This window comes from Streptomyces sp. NPDC020422 (genome assembly GCF_044386705.1).
Classification (GTDB): domain Bacteria; phylum Actinomycetota; class Actinomycetes; order Streptomycetales; family Streptomycetaceae; genus Streptomyces.
Map to the genome: position 1 here is coordinate 633,739 of NZ_JBIRVJ010000002.1, position 19,292 is coordinate 653,030.

At 69.7% G+C, this 19,292-nt stretch carries 18 protein-coding genes, 1 tRNA gene and 1 riboswitch; of the genes, 8 read left to right on the forward strand and 11 right to left on the reverse strand.

The window, feature by feature from the left end:
• Positions 1 to 8: 8 nt before the first annotated feature.
• Positions 9 to 863: a class E sortase gene (locus ACH414_RS06890; RefSeq protein WP_382535782.1), complete on the reverse strand. Its 855-nt coding sequence runs from the start codon at positions 861 to 863 to the stop codon at positions 9 to 11.
• Between the two features lie 63 nt (positions 864 to 926).
• Between ACH414_RS06890 and ACH414_RS06895 the strand changes: the two genes are divergently transcribed.
• The 4 genes from ACH414_RS06895 (at position 927) to ACH414_RS06910 (ending at position 8,009) form a co-directional block, all read left to right on the forward strand.
• A complete protein-coding gene (locus ACH414_RS06895) occupies positions 927 to 1,940 on the forward strand; it encodes an SEC-C metal-binding domain-containing protein (RefSeq protein WP_386564668.1) in 1,014 nt (337 codons plus the stop codon).
• A gap of 125 nt (positions 1,941 to 2,065) precedes the next feature.
• Positions 2,066 to 3,607 carry an ATP-binding protein gene (locus tag ACH414_RS06900; protein WP_386564671.1) on the forward strand — a complete coding sequence of 514 codons (1,542 nt, stop codon included), beginning with the start codon at positions 2,066 to 2,068 and terminating at the stop codon, positions 3,605 to 3,607.
• 11 nt (positions 3,608 to 3,618) lie between these two features.
• A complete protein-coding gene (locus tag ACH414_RS06905; protein ID WP_398941026.1) occupies positions 3,619 to 6,549 on the forward strand; it encodes a Z1 domain-containing protein in 2,931 nt (976 codons plus the stop codon).
• Between the two features lie 35 nt (positions 6,550 to 6,584).
• The gene (locus ACH414_RS06910) at positions 6,585 to 8,009 is read left to right on the forward strand and encodes a YDG/SRA domain-containing protein (protein ID WP_398941028.1); all 1,425 of its coding nucleotides are present in this window, start codon (positions 6,585 to 6,587) and stop codon (positions 8,007 to 8,009) included.
• A 420-nt stretch (positions 8,010 to 8,429) separates the two neighbouring features.
• On the opposite strand, the gene ACH414_RS06915 is transcribed toward ACH414_RS06910, so the two are convergent.
• Positions 8,430 to 8,741, reverse strand: a complete 312-nt coding sequence (locus ACH414_RS06915) for a hypothetical protein (RefSeq protein ID WP_386564678.1) — start codon at positions 8,739 to 8,741, stop codon at positions 8,430 to 8,432.
• 313 nt (positions 8,742 to 9,054) lie between these two features.
• Here ACH414_RS06915 and ACH414_RS06920 point away from each other — a divergent pair, with 313 nt between their 5' ends.
• Positions 9,055 to 9,354, forward strand: coding sequence for a hypothetical protein (locus ACH414_RS06920; RefSeq protein WP_382536191.1), 300 nt, complete (start codon positions 9,055 to 9,057; stop codon positions 9,352 to 9,354).
• 2 nt (positions 9,355 to 9,356) lie between these two features.
• Here the strand turns inward: ACH414_RS06920 and ACH414_RS06925 are convergent, their stop codons facing one another.
• From ACH414_RS06925 to ACH414_RS06940, 4 genes are all read right to left on the reverse strand, one after another.
• Entirely contained in the window at positions 9,357 to 10,625 is a 1,269-nt protein-coding gene (locus ACH414_RS06925) for a DUF445 domain-containing protein (protein ID WP_382535812.1), read from the reverse strand.
• 21 nt (positions 10,626 to 10,646) lie between these two features.
• Positions 10,647 to 11,639, reverse strand: coding sequence for an ATP-binding cassette domain-containing protein (locus ACH414_RS06930; protein WP_382535815.1), 993 nt, complete (start codon positions 11,637 to 11,639; stop codon positions 10,647 to 10,649).
• A 9-nt stretch (positions 11,640 to 11,648) separates the two neighbouring features.
• Positions 11,649 to 12,416: an ABC transporter permease gene (locus tag ACH414_RS06935; protein ID WP_382535818.1), complete on the reverse strand. Its 768-nt coding sequence runs from the start codon at positions 12,414 to 12,416 to the stop codon at positions 11,649 to 11,651.
• A gap of 244 nt (positions 12,417 to 12,660) precedes the next feature.
• Entirely contained in the window at positions 12,661 to 13,461 is an 801-nt protein-coding gene (locus ACH414_RS06940; protein ID WP_398941136.1) for an ABC transporter permease, read from the reverse strand.
• A 114-nt stretch (positions 13,462 to 13,575) separates the two neighbouring features.
• Between ACH414_RS06940 and ACH414_RS06945 the strand changes: the two genes are divergently transcribed.
• On the forward strand, positions 13,576 to 16,233 hold the full coding sequence (locus tag ACH414_RS06945) for a transglycosylase domain-containing protein (RefSeq protein WP_398941031.1): 2,658 nt from the start codon (positions 13,576 to 13,578) through the stop codon (positions 16,231 to 16,233).
• Here the strand turns inward: ACH414_RS06945 and ACH414_RS06950 are convergent.
• From ACH414_RS06950 to ACH414_RS06960, 3 genes are all read right to left on the reverse strand, one after another.
• Positions 16,227 to 16,547, reverse strand: coding sequence for a DMT family transporter (locus ACH414_RS06950; protein WP_382535824.1), 321 nt, complete (start codon positions 16,545 to 16,547; stop codon positions 16,227 to 16,229). The genes ACH414_RS06945 and ACH414_RS06950 overlap by 7 nt on opposite strands.
• Before the next feature lie 34 nt (positions 16,548 to 16,581).
• Positions 16,582 to 16,653, reverse strand: a riboswitch (guanidine-III (ykkC-III) riboswitch).
• 87 nt (positions 16,654 to 16,740) lie between these two features.
• Positions 16,741 to 17,091 (reverse strand): GroES family chaperonin, encoded by a 351-nt coding sequence (locus tag ACH414_RS06955; protein WP_382535827.1) that lies wholly within the window; start codon positions 17,089 to 17,091, stop codon positions 16,741 to 16,743.
• Positions 17,092 to 17,158: 67 nt separating this feature from the next.
• Positions 17,159 to 17,479, reverse strand: coding sequence for a DUF3618 domain-containing protein (locus ACH414_RS06960; protein WP_046911985.1), 321 nt, complete (start codon positions 17,477 to 17,479; stop codon positions 17,159 to 17,161).
• A 142-nt stretch (positions 17,480 to 17,621) separates the two neighbouring features.
• Here ACH414_RS06960 and bcp point away from each other — a divergent pair, with 142 nt between their 5' ends.
• Together bcp and ACH414_RS06970 are read left to right on the forward strand one after the other, a co-directional pair.
• A complete protein-coding gene (gene bcp, locus ACH414_RS06965; RefSeq protein ID WP_046911986.1) occupies positions 17,622 to 18,089 on the forward strand; it encodes a thioredoxin-dependent thiol peroxidase in 468 nt (155 codons plus the stop codon).
• A gap of 51 nt (positions 18,090 to 18,140) precedes the next feature.
• Positions 18,141 to 18,224: transfer RNA gene (locus tag ACH414_RS06970), tRNA-Leu, on the forward strand.
• Positions 18,225 to 18,244: 20 nt separating this feature from the next.
• Here ACH414_RS06970 and rdgB read toward each other — a convergent pair.
• Both rdgB and ACH414_RS06980 read right to left on the reverse strand, forming a co-directional pair.
• Positions 18,245 to 18,847, reverse strand: coding sequence for an RdgB/HAM1 family non-canonical purine NTP pyrophosphatase (gene rdgB / locus ACH414_RS06975; protein WP_398941032.1), 603 nt, complete (start codon positions 18,845 to 18,847; stop codon positions 18,245 to 18,247).
• A gap of 38 nt (positions 18,848 to 18,885) precedes the next feature.
• Positions 18,886 to 19,269: a hypothetical protein gene (locus ACH414_RS06980; protein WP_382535834.1), complete on the reverse strand. Its 384-nt coding sequence runs from the start codon at positions 19,267 to 19,269 to the stop codon at positions 18,886 to 18,888.
• Between the last annotated feature and the right edge of the window lie 23 nt (positions 19,270 to 19,292).

A 19,292-nucleotide genomic window follows, 5' to 3' on the forward strand; every position in this document is an offset into this window, starting at 1 on the left:
ACCCGACCTTAGCCCCGGCTCCGATCCGCCACGAGTTTCGCCCAGACGACGAGCCGGTAGGTGGACGTGAACTCGGGCGTGCAGGTGGTGAGGGTGAGATAGGCGCCGGGCTGGTCGTACCCGTACCGGGGCTTCACGAGGGACCGGGGTACGGGGGCGATGACGCCGGTGTCGCGGGGCGAGGTCTGCGGAAGCACGAGGTCGACGCGGTAGGTGTAGGTCCCGCCCCGTGTCCGCACGGTGACGAGGTCCCCCTTGCGCAGGCGGTTGATGTAGCGGAAGGGCTCGCCGTGGGTGTTGCGATGCCCGGCGAGGGCGAAGTTCCCGACCCGCCCGGGCGAGGCGGTGCCGGGGTAGTGCCCGGCGAAGCCGCGATCGAGGACGCTGCGCTTGCCGACGCCGGGGGCGACGGGGACGGTGAGGCCGAGACGGGGTATGCGGAGGACGGCGTAGGCGGACGAGCCCTCAGCGGCGGCCCCAGGAGCCCGACCCTCACCACCCCCACCGGAGTCCCCCATGCCGGAGCCACCCCCGCCGGGGCCCCCGCCCCCCTCTCCGCCCCCGACCCCCTCGACACCGTCGACACCTTCGCCCCCGTCGCCCCCGTCGAGCGCCTCGCCGGAACCCCCCGCGTCATCGGCGCCGCCCGGGTGAGGTGACCTGTCCCACTCCCCCTCCAGCCGGCGCACCTGCCGGCCGGCCTCCGCGCGGGCCTGTTCGTTGGTCCACCAGAGCTGGTGGACGACGAGGAGGACCAGCAGAACCCCGCAGGTGACGAAGACCTCGGCGCTCGCCCACAGGGCACGGCCGACCCCGCTGCGCCTCCCGCGCGCCTGGACGACCACCGGAATACGACCCCGCACGGCGGGCACGATAAGCGCTGAGGCACCAACTCTCCAGGGCCGTACAGCAGTACGGTGGTCGACATGCGCCCCGACACCCCTGCCGACCACACCACCGAAGCCGAGCGCCTGCTCCGCACCGCGGGGCGGTACCCGGAGGACCGCGAACCGCTGCTGCTGCGCGCGGCAGCCCACCTGGAACTGGCGGGCGAACGCGAGAGAGCGACGTCCCTGTACGACACCCTCCTGTCCGAGGAAGACCCGGCGTCCCCGCACCTGATCAGGTCGCTGAAGGCGGCGAACCTGTGGGAGTACGGCCACGAGGCGGAGGCCCTGGCGATCATCGAGGGCGTCCGCAGGGAGCGCCCGGCGGACCCGGAGCCGTGGGAGATCGCTGCGGAGACCCTGGAGTCCCACGACGAGCTGGAGGAGGCGGAGGCGACGTTCACGGAGGCGGCGACCCTGCTGGTGCCGGCGCCCGAGACCTCCGGCGAGGACATCTCCTACGCGCTCCAGTCCCTCCTCGCCGGCCGCCACCGCGTCCGCCGCCTGCTGGCCCTCCCGCACGACGCGCACGACGCGCTGGCGGACCGCCTCCACCAGGGGGACGTCCCCCTGGACGAGCTGCACGACCCGAAGCGCCTGTGGTCCCTGGGCTCGTCGGACCCGGCCGAGCTCCAGGCCGAGATCACCCGCCTCCGCTCCGAGCTGGGCTCCTACCGCACGGCGCTGTCCCGCCCGTTCCCGGTGGCGGTCCTGCACTGGCCGGAGGCGGAACTGGACGAGCTGCTGGCGTCGTACCCGGAGCTGGAGGCGGAGTACCCGACGTACCGGGCCCACCTGACGGACATCGAGGCCTCCCTCCGCGAACTCGCCCAGGCCGGCACCCCCAACCTGGGCATCGTCCCCGCCACGGTCCCCTCGTACGAAGCCTTCGCCGCCTCCGAATCCACCTCCCCCTCCAACCCGGACCTCCTCCCCCAGTACGCCACCACCCTCGCGGCCCGCGGCCGCGCAATGCCGTGGCCGCCACTGCGGGGCTCGGAGTGCTGGTGCGGGTCGGGGCGGACGTACGGGGAGTGCCACGGGCTGCAGTGACTCGACCCTGCTTGGTCATCTCCTCGCATGGGGTCAGTCGGTTGGAGTAACGTCACGGGTGTCACGTTGCTGTCCGACTGGCCCACCCCTCCTGCCCAGGTCAGTCCTGTGTGCGAGGAAGACGCTTGCCCTACGAGTCCGGTCCTGGCTGGCAGTTCGACGTTCCTACGAGCGGGAGCAAGCGCCTGCCGCCCGCCGCCCGATATGTGGAGTCGCTGACCCACCAGGGGTACGGGTTCGAGGCGGCCATCGCTGACCTCATCGACAACTCGATCGACGCCGGCGCCCGCAACGTCGTCGTGAGCTTTCTCCGCGACGATGACCAGCTGGTGAGCCTGCTCGTGATCGATGACGGCCGGGGCATGGACGACGAGGCACTCGACGTCGCCATGACCGTGGGCGGTCGTCAGACCTACGCCGAGTCGGCCTTGGGCCGGTTCGGCGCCGGCCTCAAAGCGGCCTCGCTCTCCCATGCTGACGCCCTCACCGTCATCAGTAGGACCAAGCGGAGCGCGTCGGCCGGACGCAGGTGGCTCACCGCGCGAGCCCAGAATGACTTCAGCTGCGACATCGTCGAGTCCCGCTACTGCCAGGACCTGATCGACCGCTACGACGGGGTGATCGACTGGCAGGGCACGATCGTGCGCTGGGACACGGTGCGTTCCTTCGCCACCATCACGGCCGGCCAGACCGATCGCTATCTGAACGAGACGATCGAGCGCCTCGAAACCCATCTCGGCTTGTATCTCCACCGCTTTCTGAGCCGGCCCGACTTCCACATCGACATCGTCGTGGAGGACGCCCACACGCGGGAGGAGCTCGACCACCGCGGCGTGGAGGCCATCGACCCGTTTGGTTACCGCATCCCGGGGCGGGCAGGCTTCCCCCGCACGTACACCGCCCCGATCGAGGGCCTCGGCGATTTGAAGCTCACGGCCCACGTGTGGCCGCCCAAGTCTCCGCTCGTCGCTTTCCGCGGCATCGGCCCTCTGGCAGAGCGCCAGGGTTTCTACATCTACCGGAACGACCGTCTCGTGCAGGCCGGCGGCTGGAACGGCACACGCAGCGGGGAGACCCACCACAACCTCGCTCGCGTCTCCATAGATCTCCCTGCCCAGGAGAACGACGTGTTCTCTCTGACCGTCAAGAAGGACGGGGTGCACGTCACCCCGGCCTTCGCCCGCGGTCTGGAGAAGGCGACGGACGAGCACGGCAATGCGTTCACCGCCTATCTCGCAGAAGCGGAGACCACTTACCGCGAGGCCGCCCGCCGCTCCATGGACGTCCAGCGCAAAGAGGTCATACCGCCGGGAAAGGGAATCGACCCCCGCCTGAAGCGAACCCTGCGCGACGAACTTCCGGAGCTGGAAGGCGAGGACCCGATCACCTTCCGCTGGGAGAGCCTCCCGCCAGAGCGCTTCTTCGACATCGATCGCGACGAGCACGTCGTGCGGTTGAACAAGGACTACCGGCAGGCCTTCAACGGAGACCGCCGCGCGGGTTCGAACGACGCCCCCGTACTCAAGGGGCTGCTCTATCTCCTGCTGGAGAAGAACTTCCGCATGGGGCGGTCGAGCGCACAGCGGGATGACGAGATGGCACTCTGGAACAGCGTTCTCCTTTCGGCCGCAGGCTGCGAGATGGACCGTCTCCGCTCCGGCCGCTGAGGAACACCGCCATGACTGACCTGCTCAATCTGCACGGCGACGTGCTCGCTGCGATGCGGCGCGGCCCACGCCCGTTCGCCCCACTGGCTGCCGCACTGGCCGAGACCGACGAGACCGCTGACACCCTCTGGACCGGGTTCCACAAGCAACTCGTCGCCGCTGAGCCTGAGGACGACCTGGTCGCTCTGTGGCGGCGCAGCTTGACCTCGTGGGACTTCGCCACCGAAGCCGACTGGTCGGCGGCGCCTGCGCGCACGACCGAGCGCCGGGCAGATATCTACGCCCGGCTCGGCGCCACCGAGCAGGTCCGCGCCGCGCTCGACGTGCTGGTCCCCGTTGCTCATGAGGCGGGCGCCGTCGTCATCAGTCAGGAATTCGAACCGTGGTACACCCAGGAAATCGCCACGAACCGGGCGTTCTACTGGCCTGCGTACAAGAATCACCTCGCCCGCAAGGGGTGGAGCGATGCGGCGATCGCTTCCCTGGACGAATCGTCGCACGCTGTCGTCGAGCGTCTTTCGAACCCGACGCAAGCCGAGGCGTACGGCGCACGCGGCCTTGTCGTGGGGCACGTCCAGTCCGGTAAGACGGCGAACTTCACCGGTGTCATCGCCAAGGCCATCGACGCCGGCTACCGGCTCGTCATCGTGCTGGGCGGTACTCTCAACCTCCTTCGCGAACAGACACAGCGACGCCTCGACATGGAGTTGATCGGGCAGGAAAACATCCTGCGCGGTGCCGACCCGAAGAACCTGGCAGCGCTCGTCGACGTGGACTACCAGGACGACGAGGACTGGCCCGACCGGTTCATCACGCACGGCGGCCGCCCGTCCCTGCTCGGGGCGTTCGACATCGAACGGCTCACCACGCGGGCCGACGACTACAAATCCCTGCTGAGCGGCATCCGGGCCTTGGAGTTCGAGAAGCAGGTCAAGACCCTCCCTCTTTACGCAGCCGAGAATCTGCACCGCGCCGCCGCACGCATCATGGTCGTCAAGAAGAACAAGTCCGTTCTGACGAAGCTCGTCAAGGACCTGAGGAAGATCGGGTTCCTCGACGAGGTTCCCACGCTGATCATCGATGACGAGTCCGACCAGGCATCGGTCAACACGACCGACCCCAAGAAGTGGGAGTCCGGCAAGGTCAGCCGCACAGCGATCAACGGGCTGATCTCCGAACTCCTCCATCGACTTCCCCGGGCGCAGTACGTCGGCTACACGGCGACCCCGTTTGCCAACGTCTTCATAGACCCGACGGACAACGAGGACATCTTCCCTCGCGATTTCCTCGTGTCCCTGCCCAGGCCGAACGGATACATGGGAGTGCAGGACTTCCATGACCTCGATTCGCCCATCCCCGAGGACGAGCGAACGGCAGCGAACTCGCAGGAGGCTGCGCACGTCCGAAGCATCTATCCCTGGGACGACGATCGACTCCGAGAGGCGATCGACGCCTTCCTCCTCACCGGCGCAATCAAGTTGTACCGCATCGACCACGGCCTGCCCGAGGGCTCGTTCCGCCACCACACCATGCTGGCGCACGAGTCCGTCCGCATGGACGACCATGCGGATCTGGCAGATCGCATCAATGAGATGTGGGACAACTCCGCCTACACGGGTCCCCTCGGGCACGAACGCCTTGAGCGCCTCTTCACCACGGACTTCGCCCACGTCTCAGAAGCCCAGGCGTCCCACCTCCCCACCCCGGCGAACTACGACGAACTGCGGCCGTACATCAGTCGGGCACGCCAGCTCATCGGTGCGGGCGGCCGGCCCACCGTCATCGTCAACGGTGACAGCGACCGGTACTTCGCCCAACTCGACTTGGACTTCGACCGCACCCCGCATGTGTGGAAGATCCTGGTGGGCGGAACCAAGCTTTCTCGCGGCTTCACCGTCGAGGGATTGACCATCACGTACTACCGGCGCACCACCAGACAGGCCGACACCCTGATGCAGATGGGGCGATGGTTCGGCTTCCGCCCCGGCTACCGTGATCTCGTACGCCTCTACATAGGGCGCCAGGAACGGCTCAATCGTTCGGCAGAGGTCGACCTCTACGAAGCCTTTGAGGCCATCTGCCGCGATGAAGAAGTGTTCAGGTCCGAACTGACGCGTTATGCCACGATGGTCGACGGACGGCCCCAGGTCACCCCTGCACAGATCCCTCCGCTCGTCGCCCAGCACCTCCCCTGGGTCAAGCCGTCGGCCCGGAACAAGATGTTCAACGCCGAGCTGGTGGAGATTCGTTCGCCTGGATCACCCATCGAACCCACGGCGCACCCCACGGATCCCTCCGACCTGCGTCACAACACCTTGTTGTGGCGCCCGGTCCTGGACCTCCTCCAACCGAATCCGGAAGAGTTCACGTATCACCACCAGGACAACGGCCGGACGTACCGTATGAGTGCCCTCGTGGGTTCGTTGCAGCACCACCAGTTGCTGGCAGTCCTCGAGAACCTCCGATGGTGGAATGCCGCTCCCTTCGCGCCGCACCTGGAGTTCCTCCGTGGCATGACCGCCCATCCAGAGGTCATCGACGACTGGTTGCTCCTGGTCCCTCAGCACACGTCGAACCGCCGGCTCGAAGCCAGCATCCTCGGGTCCCGGCCGCTCGCCCTCTCCCAGCGGAAGCGTCGCCGTATCGAGCTCTTCGGCAACATCAGCGACCCGAAGCACCGCTTCACGGCACGCCGGATCGCCGGCGGGCTCCCCCCCACCGAGGACGTGGTGACGGAGCGGTACGCACGTCCACGTCGGGGCGCGATCCTGTTGTACCCGGTGATCGAGAAGGGACCTGACGAAGTGATCCACAACGGGTCCGTCGCTCCGGAGCAGTTGGCTATGGTCTTCTCTCTGATCGCGCCGATTTCAGCCACCGCGGCCGATCAGCCCCTCGTCCGCTTCCGCACCAAAGTGGGCAGCGCCGCGGACCCGCAGTGACATCCACCGACAGGCACACAACGGGGAGCGCGCTCATGCTCGATGAGTCCACCAGCTTCACTACGGGGTACCTGGACGCCTTCACATCGCTCCGTGTCGATAGGTCGTCCGGCCAGCCGGCTCTCCATCAGCCGATCGTGCTGCTCTGGGCGATAGCGCGTGCGCGGCAGGGGAAGCAGCGCCTCATCTCGTGGCACGCCTCGAAGGAGGAACTGTCCGCACTCCTTGCCCACCATGGCCGTCCTGGGTCGACGCCCGCCCCTGAGTTCCCCTTCACGGCGCTTCACCGCTCCCCTCTGTGGACACTCGAAGGGGTGCCGGGAGAGGTTCCCCAGGCGCGGGGCTCGAGCCTCCGATCATGGCTGGACGAGCACAACCCGAAGGGCGGGCTGGAAAAGGACCTGCACGAACTGCTGGCCCGCAGTGGGAAGTTCGGGGAGAAGGCCGTGTGCCACCTCCTCCAGACCTACTTCGCGGATGCCCAGTGGCAGGACATCCTCCTGGACGTCGGACTGCAGACCGAGCCCTTCCATGGTTTCGGACCGGCCCCTTACGTCCCCATAGGAACCGTCTTCGCCAACCGGGACGCCCTGGCGGCAGCCAACGTTCACCGGCCGCTCCAAGCAGGCATCTGGGGAAAGCAGAAGGAGGACGCCAAGTCGATCGTCGTCTCCGGCGGCTACGAGGATGACGAAGACCTAGGTACGGAGATCATCTACACCGGCCAGGGCGGCATGACCGAGGGCCGACACACGCACCATCAGGAGCTGACCCGCGGCAATGCCGCGCTGGTGAACAGCGCAGCGTCGGGGACCCCTGTGCGCGTCATCCGCGGGGCGGGCGACCATTCGCCGTACGCCCCGGCGCATGGCCTTCGCTATGACGGCCTCTATCGGGTGGAGGACTACTGGTCCGAGCGTAGGGCGGTGGACGACCTGCGCATTTGGCGCTTCCGTCTGCGCGCCGTGGACGGCGAAACGAGCCTCCTCGGAACCGACGGCGAAACCGTGAACTTCCCCACCCTCGTACCTCTCCCCCTCCCGACCACTCCCGAGGCAGTCGCGGAGCCCGATCCTGGGCAGCGCCCCGATCGGCGAACGGCCATCACTCAGCGCCTCGTTCGAAGCACCAGGCGCGCCCAACGTGTCAAAGAGCTTCACGACTACACCTGCCAGGTCTGCGGCATCCGAATCTCGACGCCCACGGGGGCATACGCCGAAGCGGCACACATCAGACCCTTGGGTCGTCCCCACGACGGGCCCGACCGCATGGACAACATCCTTTGCCTCTGCCCCAACCATCACGTGGCGTTCGACTTCGGCATGCTGACGATCGGCGATGACGGGTCCCTCTACGAACGAGGCACCCTGGGTGGAGCCCTGCCGCGCCTGCGGACCGTCGCCGGTCACAGCATCGACCCTGCATACCTCGCCTACCACCGGAAGCACCACGAAGAGTGAGCGAGGGGGTGGGCTGCACCCGAGGTGAGCCCGAAAAAGCCGAAACGCAAAACTGCAGGTCAGGGGCATGACGGCGTAACGCTCGACGCCTTCTCCATTCACGAACTTCACAGTACATTGCGATTGCAACCTGCAGATCGCGCCATGAACAGGGTTTTATGCCTCTTCCGCAGTGCGTCAGCAAACATTTGACCAATAGCCAGCCGGGAGGGCTGAAGCGCTAACAACGAAGTTAGGGCGCCATCCTTATAGGGCCATTTCGGGCATACCGAGGAACACTCGAACGACGGGCGGACCCTGCCGCGTTGACGAGAGCGCCTGACCCCGATGAGGGTCGGGTGCGCCCATCAATACGGCAGGGTCCGATCTACCCGCCAAAGCGCAGCGACAGAAATTAGATCCGTGCGCCGCAGATGCAGGTCAGGGACTGGTTCCCGCGAGCGCTACGACGAGGGTCGCGATGGCAGCGGCGACCTCCAGCCCGAAGAGAACACCCTTCGCCCACGTGGGCGCATGCCACTTGGGCCGCTTCAGCGACGCCCGCTCGTCACGCTCAGCAATCTCACCGTCCTGCACGTTTTCGCTCTGCGTCTGCTCCACGGTCCCGCCCGCCTCGCGGTCATCGTCACCCCGCTCCGTCGGACGAGCCACCACCTCCTCGATCTCTTCCTCGGTAACAGTGACGGTCCGAGTGCGAAAACGGCGCACGCTCCAACCCTTACCGGAATCCACGATTCCGTCTCACTCCTTCGTTAGATACATCTCTGCCAAAGAAGCAGAGTTGGATCTTCACCATAGAGCGCCCACTTATCGCTTGTCCCGTGTTTCCCCGGGAAGGTCGAAAGAACCGCCAGAGCGGTCTCTTTTCCCCACTCTTAGGTCCAGTAATACCTCCTCTTTTCCGGGCGCTCCGTTTTCGATAGCAATTAGTCCGTTACGTGTCGATTCCAGGCCGGCCCTCAAGGCAGGGGGCGTCGACTAGCGAAGGTGCAGCCTCGCTAGGCTCGCTCCTGTGTTCCGTCCCGCCGACCGAAAGGCGCCCGCCATGCCCCGCATCCCCTCCCCCGCCATAGCCGCCGCCGGGCTCGTCGGGGGCTATGCCGTTGCTCGGTGGACCAAGAAGCGGCCTCTCGGTGGGGTGGTGCTTGCCGCCGCCGGTGGGGTGGCCGCGCGGGAGTGGCGGCAGGTGGGTGGGGCGAAGGTGGCCGGGGGGCTGACGGCCGCGTATGTGGCCGCTTTTGCCGGGTCGCACCCGCTCGCCAAGAAGATCGGGGCGTGGCCCGCCGTGTTCTCCGTGGCCGGGGGCATGGCCGCCGCCTCCTGGGCCGTCACCCGGGGCAAGTAGCCTCAGCCGCCCGCCGCGTGGCTGATCGTGTAGATCAGCAGGCCCGCCAGGGCGCCCACCACCGTGCCGTTGATGCGGATGAACTGGAGGTCGCGGCCGATGTTCGCCTCGATCTTCCGCGAGGTCTGGGTGGCGTCCCAGCCGGCCACCGTGTCCGTGATCAGGGACGTGATCTCGGCGCGGTAGGTGGTGACCACGTAGGCCGCCGCGTCCTCCGCCCAGCCCTCGACCTTCGTCTGGAGGCGCTCGTCCGAGGACAGGCGCTGGCCCAGGGAGATCAGGGAGGTGCGGGCGCGGCGGCGGAGCTGGCTCTGGTCGTCCTCGGCGGCGGCCAGGATCAGGGCGCGGACCGACGACCAGGCGGAGGCGATGACGTCCTGGACCTCGGGGCGGGCCAGCAGGTCCGACTTGAGGCGTTCCACGCGGGCGCGGGTGTCCGTGTCGCCCTGGAGGTCGGCGGCGAAGTCCGTGAGGAAGCGGTCGATCGCGCCGCGCGCCGGGTGGGACGGCATGTCGCGCATCTCCGTCACGAAGCGGAGCAGCTCCTTGTAGACGCGTTCGCCGATGCGCCGGTCCACGAAGCGCGGGGTCCAGCCCGGCGCCCCGCCCTGGACCGCGTCCATCACCGAGTCGCCGTGGGTCACCAGCCAGTCGTGGGCCCTGGTGCAGATCAGGTCCACCGCCTTGCGGTGGGAGCCGTCCGCCACCATGCGCTCCAGGGTCTTGCCCAGGCCCGGGGCCACTTCGACCGACTCGGCCCGGCGGGTGATCGCCTCGCCCACGATCGCCTGCACGTCCGCGTCGCGCAGGACCGTCAGCGCGCCGCGCAGGGCCGCCGCCAGTTCCGACGTCACCCGGTCCGCGTGCGCCGGGTCCGCCAGCCACAGGCCGGAGCGGCGGGCGATGCCGAAGCCGCGCAGTCTGCCCCGTACGACGTCGGCGGAGAGGAAGTTCTCGCCCACGAAGGTGCCCAGGGACGCGCCCAGCTGGTCCTTCTTGGTGGGGATGATCGCCGTGTGGGGGATGGGGAGGCCCAGCGGGCGGCGGAACAGGGCCGTCACCGCGAACCAGTCCGCCAGCGCGCCCACCATGCCCGCCTCGGCCGCGGCGGCCACATAGCCCGCCCACGCACCGGCTCCCGCGTTCTTCGCCCAGGTGGCCAGCGCGAAGATCACCGCCACGCAGGCCAGCAGGCCCGTCGCCAGCAGTTTCATCCGCCGGACGCCCCTGCTCTTCTCCGCGTCCGCCGCCGTGTACGTGAAGCTCACCATCACCTCACCTCCCCTTCTCACCTATCTCAGTGACTCCCGGGACGCATCCGGAGTTCCCCCGTACATCTTCGCGATCACCGCCTCGATGTCCGGTTCCCGCACCGAGAGGTCCACCAGCGGGTACCCCGCCGCCACCGCCGCCACCACCGGGGCCGCCGAGGAGGAGGCCGGGATCGCCAGCCATTGGCGGGGGCCTTCCGCTCGTACGAAGCGGGCGCCCGGCACCTGGATGGGCGGCGATTCCCGTGCCAGGTCCACCACCAGCAGGCGCTCGCCGTCGCCGGCCGCGTGCAGTCCGGCGAGCTCCCCGTCGTACATCAGGCGCCCGTGGTCGATGACCATCACCCGCGAGCAGAGCTGTTCGATGTCCGTGAGGTCGTGGGTGGTCAGCAGGACCGTGGTGCCCCGGGTCGCGTTCAGTTCGCGCAGGAAGCCGCGGACCTTGGCCTTCGACACCACGTCCAGGCCGATCGTCGGCTCGTCGAGGTACAGCACGTCCGGGTCGTGCAGCAGCGCCGCCGCGATGTCCCCGCGCATCCGCTGGCCGAGCGAGAGCTGGCGGACCGGTACGTCGAGCAGGTCGCCGAGGTCGAGGAGCTCGACGCAGCGGGCCAGGTTCTCCGCGTAGCGCGCGTCGGGGATGCGGTACATGCGGTGGACGAGCGTGTACGAGTCGCGCAGCGGCAGGTCCCACCAGAGCGTGGTGCGCTGGCCGAAGACCACGCCGATGCGGCGGGCCAGCCGGGTGCGCTCGCGCGAGGGGTCGATGCCGGCCACCCGCAGCCGGCCGCCGCTCGGGGTGAGGATGCCGGTCAGCATCTTGATGGTGGTGGACTTCCCGGCGCCGTTCGGTCCGATGTAGCCGACCATCTCCCCTCTGCCGACCGTGAAGGAGATGCCGTCGACCGCCCGGACCTCCCGTTTCTCGCGGCGGACGAGGCCCGTTCTGCGGCGGACCGTGAAGACCTTCTCCAGGTTGTCGAGTGCGATGAAGGGCTCCGTGGAAGGGTCCATGTGGATAGCTCAGCTTCCTGTCGATACGTAGCTGCGCAGGCCCGCCCGCCATGCGGCCCCCGCCACCGCGCAGCACACCACCGCGACCAGGGGGGACAGGAACGCCGTCCAGCCCGGCACGCCGGCCGGCATCTGCCTCCCCAGGACGTAGAGGGCGGGCAGCCAGTTGACGAAGGCGAGCGGTACGACGTAGACGACGCCCCGCACCAGGTCCTGGGCGAAGATCGTCGGCGGGTACTGGAGCATCGTGTTGCCGCCGTACGTGAACGAGCTCGTGACCTCCGCCGCGTCCTGCAGCCAGAACAGGGCGGCGGCGCCCAGCACCATCACGGCCGCGAAGATCAGCGCGCCGCTCAGCAGCATCACCGGCACCAGGAGCACCTTCAGCGGCGTCCACTCCACGCCGTCGAGCAGCACCAGGCCCCAGATCAGGACGAGGAGGCCCTGGGCGATCCGCCCGAGGCGCCGCAGCGCGAAGCGGTCGGCCGCGACCTGCGCGAGGACCGGGGCGGGGCGCAGCAGGAAGGTGTCGAGGGAGCCGTCGCGCACCCGCTTGCCCATCCGGGGCAGCGAGCCCATCACCAGGTCGGCGAGGCCGAAGGAGGTCCCGGCCGTCCCGTAGAGGAAGGCGACCTCCGCGAAGGAGAAGCCTCCGAGGCCCCGGACCTGACCGAACATCAGGAGGATGACGACGAAGTCGAAGAAGGTGACGAGGAGGGAGGAGAGGAGGGTGAGGGCGAAGGAGGAGCGGTAGGTGAGGGTGGAGCGGATCCACATCGCCGCGACCAGGCGGTAGGTGCGGATCGAATCACCGATCCCCCGGTCCGATGACCACGGGGCCGGGTCCCCGATCCCCCGGTCCGCGGGCCATACGGCCGATTCGCCCGTCCCCCGGTCCGACGCCTCCAGCGACCCCGGCGGCCCGGACGACCCCGACGGCCCGGACGACCCCGACGGCCCCGACGACCCCGCCTGCCCCGCCCGCCCCGACGACCCCGCCCGCCCCGGCGGTCCCAAGCGGTCAGCCACCCTGCACCACCACCTTCCGCGTCGCCGCCGCCTGTGCCGCCCGGCCCGCCCCGAGCAGTACCGCCGCCCAGCAGCCCTGGAACGCGTACGCCCCCAGGAGCCCCCACCCCTCGTACCGCTCCAGGTACACGTCCGCCGGCACCTGGAGCATCGAGGCCCAGGGGAGGACGCGCGCCAGGTCGCCGAGGGCGCCGGGGAAGACGTTGAGCGGGAGCAGCATCCCCGAGAAGAACAGGCCGCCGAGCCAGGCCACCTGGACCACGCCCTGGCCGTCGAGCAGCCAGAAGGCGCTCATCGCCACCAGGTACCAGATGGCGAAGCTGACGGTCGCGCCGAGCGCCACCGAGCCGAGGAAGGCGAGCCAGGTCCAGGGCCGGTCCGGCAGGGTCACGTCGAAGGCGAGGGCGCCGAAGACCATCGGGGCGATCCCGCGGCCGAGCAGCTGGTAGGCCGCGCGGCCCAGATTGGCGGCGAACCACCAGGTCTGGAGGTCGGCGGGACGGTAGAGGTCGACCGCGATGTCGCCGGTCCTGATCCGCTCGATCAGCTCCTCCTCGAACCCGCCGCCCATCAGCCCGCAGACGGTGATGAGCGCCTGGCCGATCCACACATAGGCGAGGGCGTCGCCCATGTCGTATCCGCCGAGGGCGGGACGGGCGTCCCACAGGGCGATGAAGGTGTACGACAGGATGAAGCCGAAGACGGTGTTGGTGAACACCCCCGCCGCCGTGGCCACCCGATAGGTGGCGTGGCGTCGGAAACCACCCGCGGCGACCGTCGCATAGAGCCGCAGCATGCCTCCTGCTCCTTCCGGTCGGCGGCACCCCGCACAAAGGACCCGACCTTAGGGGGACTTCCCGTGCCGCCGCGAACGGTTTTCCACCCCATGCGGGCAGGATGTGGTGTTATGTCCCCTTCATCCGACAGATCGTCAGCCGGGTGGCGGCCTGACGAACCGTCCGGCAGATCGTCCGACGCAGCCTCCAAGGCGCCCCGGGAGGCGTCTTGGGAGGCGTCTTGGGAAGCGTCCCGGGAGGCGTCTTCAAAGTCGTCCCGGGAGGCGTCTTCAAAGTCGTCCCGGGAGTCGTCCTCAAAGTCGTCCCGGGAGGCGTCCCGGGAGGCGTCCCGGGAGGCGTCCCGGGAGGCGTCCCGGGAGGCGTCCTGGGAGCCCCGGGACCCCACCGTCCCCGTCCCGCCGCCGTCCCGCGCGCGCCGCCCCCGCCGTCTTCTGCGGCGGCTGCTCGGGCTCGTCGTCCTCGGCGGTCTGCTGCTGCTCGGCGGCTTCGTCGCCGGCTATCTCCTCGTGGACATCCCGCCCGCCAACGCCACCGCGGTCGCCCAGTCCAACCTGTTCCTCTACCGCGACGGCAGCCAGCTCGCCCGCGACGGCGAGGTCGACCGGGAGAACGTGAGCCTGGCGCGGATCCCGCTCGGCGTGCAGCACGCGGTGCTCGCCGCCGAGGACCGCGACTTCCACACCTCGCCGGCGGTCGACCCCCGGGCCATGGTCCGGGCCACCTGGAACACCCTTACCGGCAAGGGCCGCCAGTCCGGATCGACCATCACCCAGCAGTACGTCAAGAACTACTACCTGGGCCAGGAGCAGACCCTCACCCGCAAGGCGAAGGAGTTCTTCATCGCGATCAAGCTGGGCCGCGAGAAGAGCAAGGGGGAGATCCTGGAGGGGTATCTGAACACCAGTTACTTCGGGCGCAACGCATACGGGATCCAGGCCGCCGCCCGCGCCTACTACGGCAAGGACGCCAAGGACCTCGACACCGCCGAGGGCGCGTACCTCGCCTCGCTGCTCAACGCGCCCAACGCGTACGACGTCGCCGCCCACCCCGAGAACCGGCCGCGCGCCCTCGCCCGCTGGCGCTACGTCCTGGACGGAATGGTCAAGGAGGGCTGGCTCTCCCCGGCCGCCCACGCGGCCGCCGTCTTCCCCACGCCGCAGCAGGCACGCCCCTCGGCCGGTCTCTCCGGACAGCGCGGCTATCTGGTCCAGGCGGTCGAGCAGTACCTGACGGAGCACGGGATCGTCGACGAGAAGACCCTCGCCGCCGGCGGCTTCCGGATCACCACCACTCTGGAGCGGGCCAAGCAGGACGCCTTCGTCCAGGCCGTCGACGAGCACGTGAACGCGAAGCTCGATCCCGCGCACAACCCCGCCGACCGGTACGTACGGGTCGGGGGCGCGGCCATCGACCCGGCGAGCGGCCGGGTCGTCGCCCTCTACGGCGGCATCGACTACACCCGGCAGTTCGTCAACAACGCCACCCGTCGCGACTACCAGGTCGGCTCCACCTTCAAGCCCTTCGTCCTCGCCGCCGCGCTCCAGCACGGCGCGCTGACCCAGGAGGGCGAGCGGATCACGCCGAACACCTTCTACGACGGCAACAACCGGCGGCCCGTCCAGGGGTGGAGCGGGGCGTCCTACGACCCGGCCAACGAGGACGACAGCAGCTACGGCGAGATCACCGTCCGGTCCGCGACCGACCACTCGGTGAACGCGGTGTACGCGCAGATGGCGGTGGACGTCGGCCCCGGCCGGGTCCGCGAGGCCGCGGTCGCGCTCGGCCTGCCCCGGAACACCCCCGACCTCACCTCCTCCCCCTCCATCGCGCTCGGCCCGGCCACGGCCAGCGTCCTGGACCTGGCGCAGGCGTACGCGACGCTCGCCAACCACGGCACCCGCGGCGCGTACACCCTGGTCGAGCGGATCGCCCGGGACGGCGAGGAGCTGGAGCTGCCCGGCGCCGCGGGCCCCGCCGGGCGCCGGCAGGCGCTAGGCCGCGAGGCCGCCGACACCACGACGTCGGTGCTGCGGAGCGTCGTGCAGGGCGGTACGGGCACGGCGGCCCTCGCGGCCGGGCGGCCGGCCGCGGGCAAGACGGGCACGGCCGAGGACGACAAGGCGGCCTGGTTCGCCGGCTACACCCCGGAGCTCGCGACCGTGGTGGCGATGATGGGCCAGGACCCCGCGTCGGGCCGGCAGGAGCCGCTCTACGGTGCGCTCGGCCTGCCCCGGATCAACGGGGGCGGGGCGCCCGCCGCCATCTGGGGCCAGTTCACCCGCGAGGCGCTCGCGGGCGTCCCGCCGAAGGAGTTCGACCTGCGGCTGATGGAGGGCGCGGAGGAGCTGCCGCTGGAGCCGCCGGTGCCGGACTTCCCGGACGCGGCACAGGGCTACGAGGGGCCGGGGGCGGCCGACCGCAGGCCCCCGCGCGGACCGGGGTCCTCGAAGCCGGGGCAGCGGCCGGAGGCGCGACGGGAGGGGTCAGGGCGCGCGGAGCCGGTCGAGGAGCCCGTACGGGAAGCACGGCGGGATCCCGGCAGGGAGCCGGGCAGGGAGTCGGCCGGCGGGCCGGGCGGGGGGCCCGGCGGCGGGCCCGACAGGGAGGCGTCCGAGGTGTCGAACCCGGCCGCTCCCCAGACGGGCGCCGCCGCTCCCCAGCCGGGCGCCCCGGCAGGCAGCCCGCCGGGCGCGGCACCGGGCGGGGCGCCGGGTGAGGAGCTGACGGCCGTCCCGGCGCCGGCCCCCTTCCCCGTCCCGGGTCAGTGACCCGAGGTCGCCTTGAGGCCCACCACGGCCACGAGCAGCAGACAGACGAAGAAGATCCGGGCGGCGGTCGCCGGCTCGCCGAGGACCACCATGCCGAGCACCGCCGCACCGGCCGCGCCGATGCCGACCCAGACGCCGTACGCCGTGCCGATCGGCAGGGTCTTGGCGGCCTGGGAGAGCAGGAGCATGGAGGCGACGATCCCGGCGCCGGTGAGGACGCTGGGCCAGAGGCGGGTGAACCCGTCGGTGTACTTCATGCCGATCGACCAGCCGACCTCGAGCAGACCGGCGACGATGAGAAGAACCCAGGCCATGACGACGAACACCTCCGCGAGACGGATCAACAGGGGTGCGTCGTCTTGTCGTGAAACCCGGTACGGCGCGTCTCGTCGGGTGCCCCCAGCCTAGCAAAGGGCAGGCAAAAGGCCTGGTGACACCGGTCACCAGGCCTTACGTGCGTACATACATACGTGCGGGCTGGCTGGCTGGCTGGCTGGCTGCGGACCGCTAGAGGTACAGCCCGGTCGTGTCGGACTGTCCCTGGAAGCGGTCGGCGGCGACCGCGTGCAGGTCGCGCTCGCGCATCAGGACGTACGCGACACCCCGCACCTCGACCTCGGCGCGGTCCTCGGGGTCGTACAGGACCCGGTCGCCGGTCTCGACCGTGCGGACGTTCTGCCCGACGGCGACGACCTCGGCCCAGGCGAGGCGGCGGCCGACGGCGGCGGTGGCCGGGATCAGGATGCCGCCGCCCGAGCGCCGCTCCCCCTCCGGGGTGTCGGTCCGGACCAGGACGCGGTCGTGGAGCATCCGGATGGGCAGCTTGTCGTGGGTGTTGTCGTGGGTGTTGTCGCTCACGACTCGAACCTACCTGCCCGGGCGTGTCGCCCGTACCCGGGACGGGCCGCCGGGGGCGGTGCCGTACTCAGTCCCTGCCCTTGCGGGCGGACGCGGCGATCAGGCCGACGACGGCCACGGCCACCAGGGCCACGGGCACCACGCGCTCAAGGCGGGGGGCGCCGTCCTCGTGGGTGAAGCGGGCCTTCACGTCCGAGACGACGCGGTTGACCGCGACGAAGGCGCGGCCTGCCGTGTGGTCGACCGTGGCGGCGACCTTCGCCTTCGCGTCGCCGATGATCGTCTTCGGGTGCACCCGAATGCCGATCTCGTCGAGAGTGACGGCGAGCTGCTCGCGCCGGCGGACGATGTCCGCCTCGATCTGCGCAGGGGTCCTGGCGTCCGACACCGCGCTGCCTCCGTAGTCGTGTACCGGCGAGTACCGGCGTGTTCCGGTCGTCGATGGACAGTCTGTCAGCTTCCGCGCCCCCGGGTCGTCCCCGACCCCCATTAGGCTCTGAACGCGTACGCGAACATCCCCGAGGAGAGCCATGAGCGAGCGACTGCAGCCCGGCGACACCGCCCCCGCCTTCACCCTTCCCGACGCGGACGGCAACGAGGTCTCCCTCGCGGACCACAAGGGCCGCAAGGTCATCGTCTACTTCTACCCGGCCGCCCTGACCCCCGGTTGCACCAAGCAGGCCTGCGACTTCACGGACAACCTGGAGCTGCTGGCCGGTGCGGGCTACGACGTCATCGGCGTGTCCCCGGACAAGCCGGAGAAGCTGGCGAAGTTCCGCGACAAGGAGAACCTGAAGGTCACGCTGGTCGGCGACCCGGAGAAGAAGGTCCTGGAGGCGTACGGCGCCTTCGGCGAGAAGAAGCTGTACGGCAAGGTGGTGACCGGCGTGATCCGCTCCACCGTCGTCGTGGACGAGGAGGGCAAGGTCGAGCGCGCCCTCTACAACGTGAAGGCGACCGGCCATGTCGCCAAGATCATCAAGGATCTGGGGATCTGACCCCGCTCCTGTGACGGAGCATGCCCGGCCAGTAGCATGGCCGGGCAGCGAGCGGCCGTGGTGGAATTGGCAGTCACGCTGGGTTTAGGTCCCAGTGGGGTAAAACCCGTGGGGGTTCGAGTCCCCCCGGCCGCACTCACCCGTAGGTCCCGCCCTTACCCGAGCATTTCCCGCACCACCGGCACGAGCGCCCGGAAGGCCTTGCCGCGGTGGCTGATCGCGTTCTTCTCCTCGGGCGTCAGCTGGGCGCAGGTCACCTCGTACCCCTCGGGCTGGAGGATCGGGTCGTAGCCGAAGCCGTTGGTGCCGACGGGTGCGTGCCGCAGGGTGCCGGGCATGCGGCCCTCGACGACGCGCTCGGTGCCGTCGGGCAGCGCGAGGGCGGCGGCGCAGGCGAAGTGGGCGCCGCGGTGGGCGTCGTCGATGTCGCCGAGCTGGGCCAGCAGCAGGTCCAGGTTGGCGCGGTCGTCGCCGTGCCGGCCGGCCCAGCGGGCCGAGAAGATGCCGGGGGCGCCGTTCAGCACGTCGACGCAGAGCCCGGAGTCGTCGGCGACGGCGGGCAGGCCGGTGGCCTTTGCGAGGGCGTGGGCCTTGAGCAGGGCGTTCTCGGCGAAGGTGACGCCGGTTTCCTTGACGTCGGGGATCTCGGGGTACGCGTCCGCGCCGACGAGCTCGTGCTCGAGGCCGGCGTCGGCGAGGATCGCGTGGAGTTCGGTGATCTTGCCCGCGTTGCGGGTGGCGAGGATCAGACGGGTCATGCCCCGATTATCCCGGCCCCGACGGGGCCGATCGGGTACTAGCCCGGGGTGCAGACCTTGCCGACCTCGGTCGCCGCGTCCGTGATCGGCTTGATGTCGGGGGTGGTGTCGCCGTTCTTGACCGCCGTACGGACGGAGTCGACGCCCTTGGCGAGGTCGTCCACCGCCTTGGACAGGTCCGCGTTGTCCGTCGTGTTCTTGAGGTTGCCCAGCTCGGTGTCGATGCTGTTGAGGGCCTCCTCGATCTGCGTCGGGTCGTTGGAGGCGTTGGAGACGGCCTGCGAGAGCTTGTCGACCGAGGTGGCGATGGCGTCGGCGGTCTTGACGCAGTCCATGGCCTTGTCGAGCGCCCCGCAGCCGACCAGGCCGGTGAGTGCGGCGGCGGTGGCGACGGCGAGCGCTATGGAGCGGCGGCGCTTCAAGAGTTGGGTCCTCCCCCTCGTAC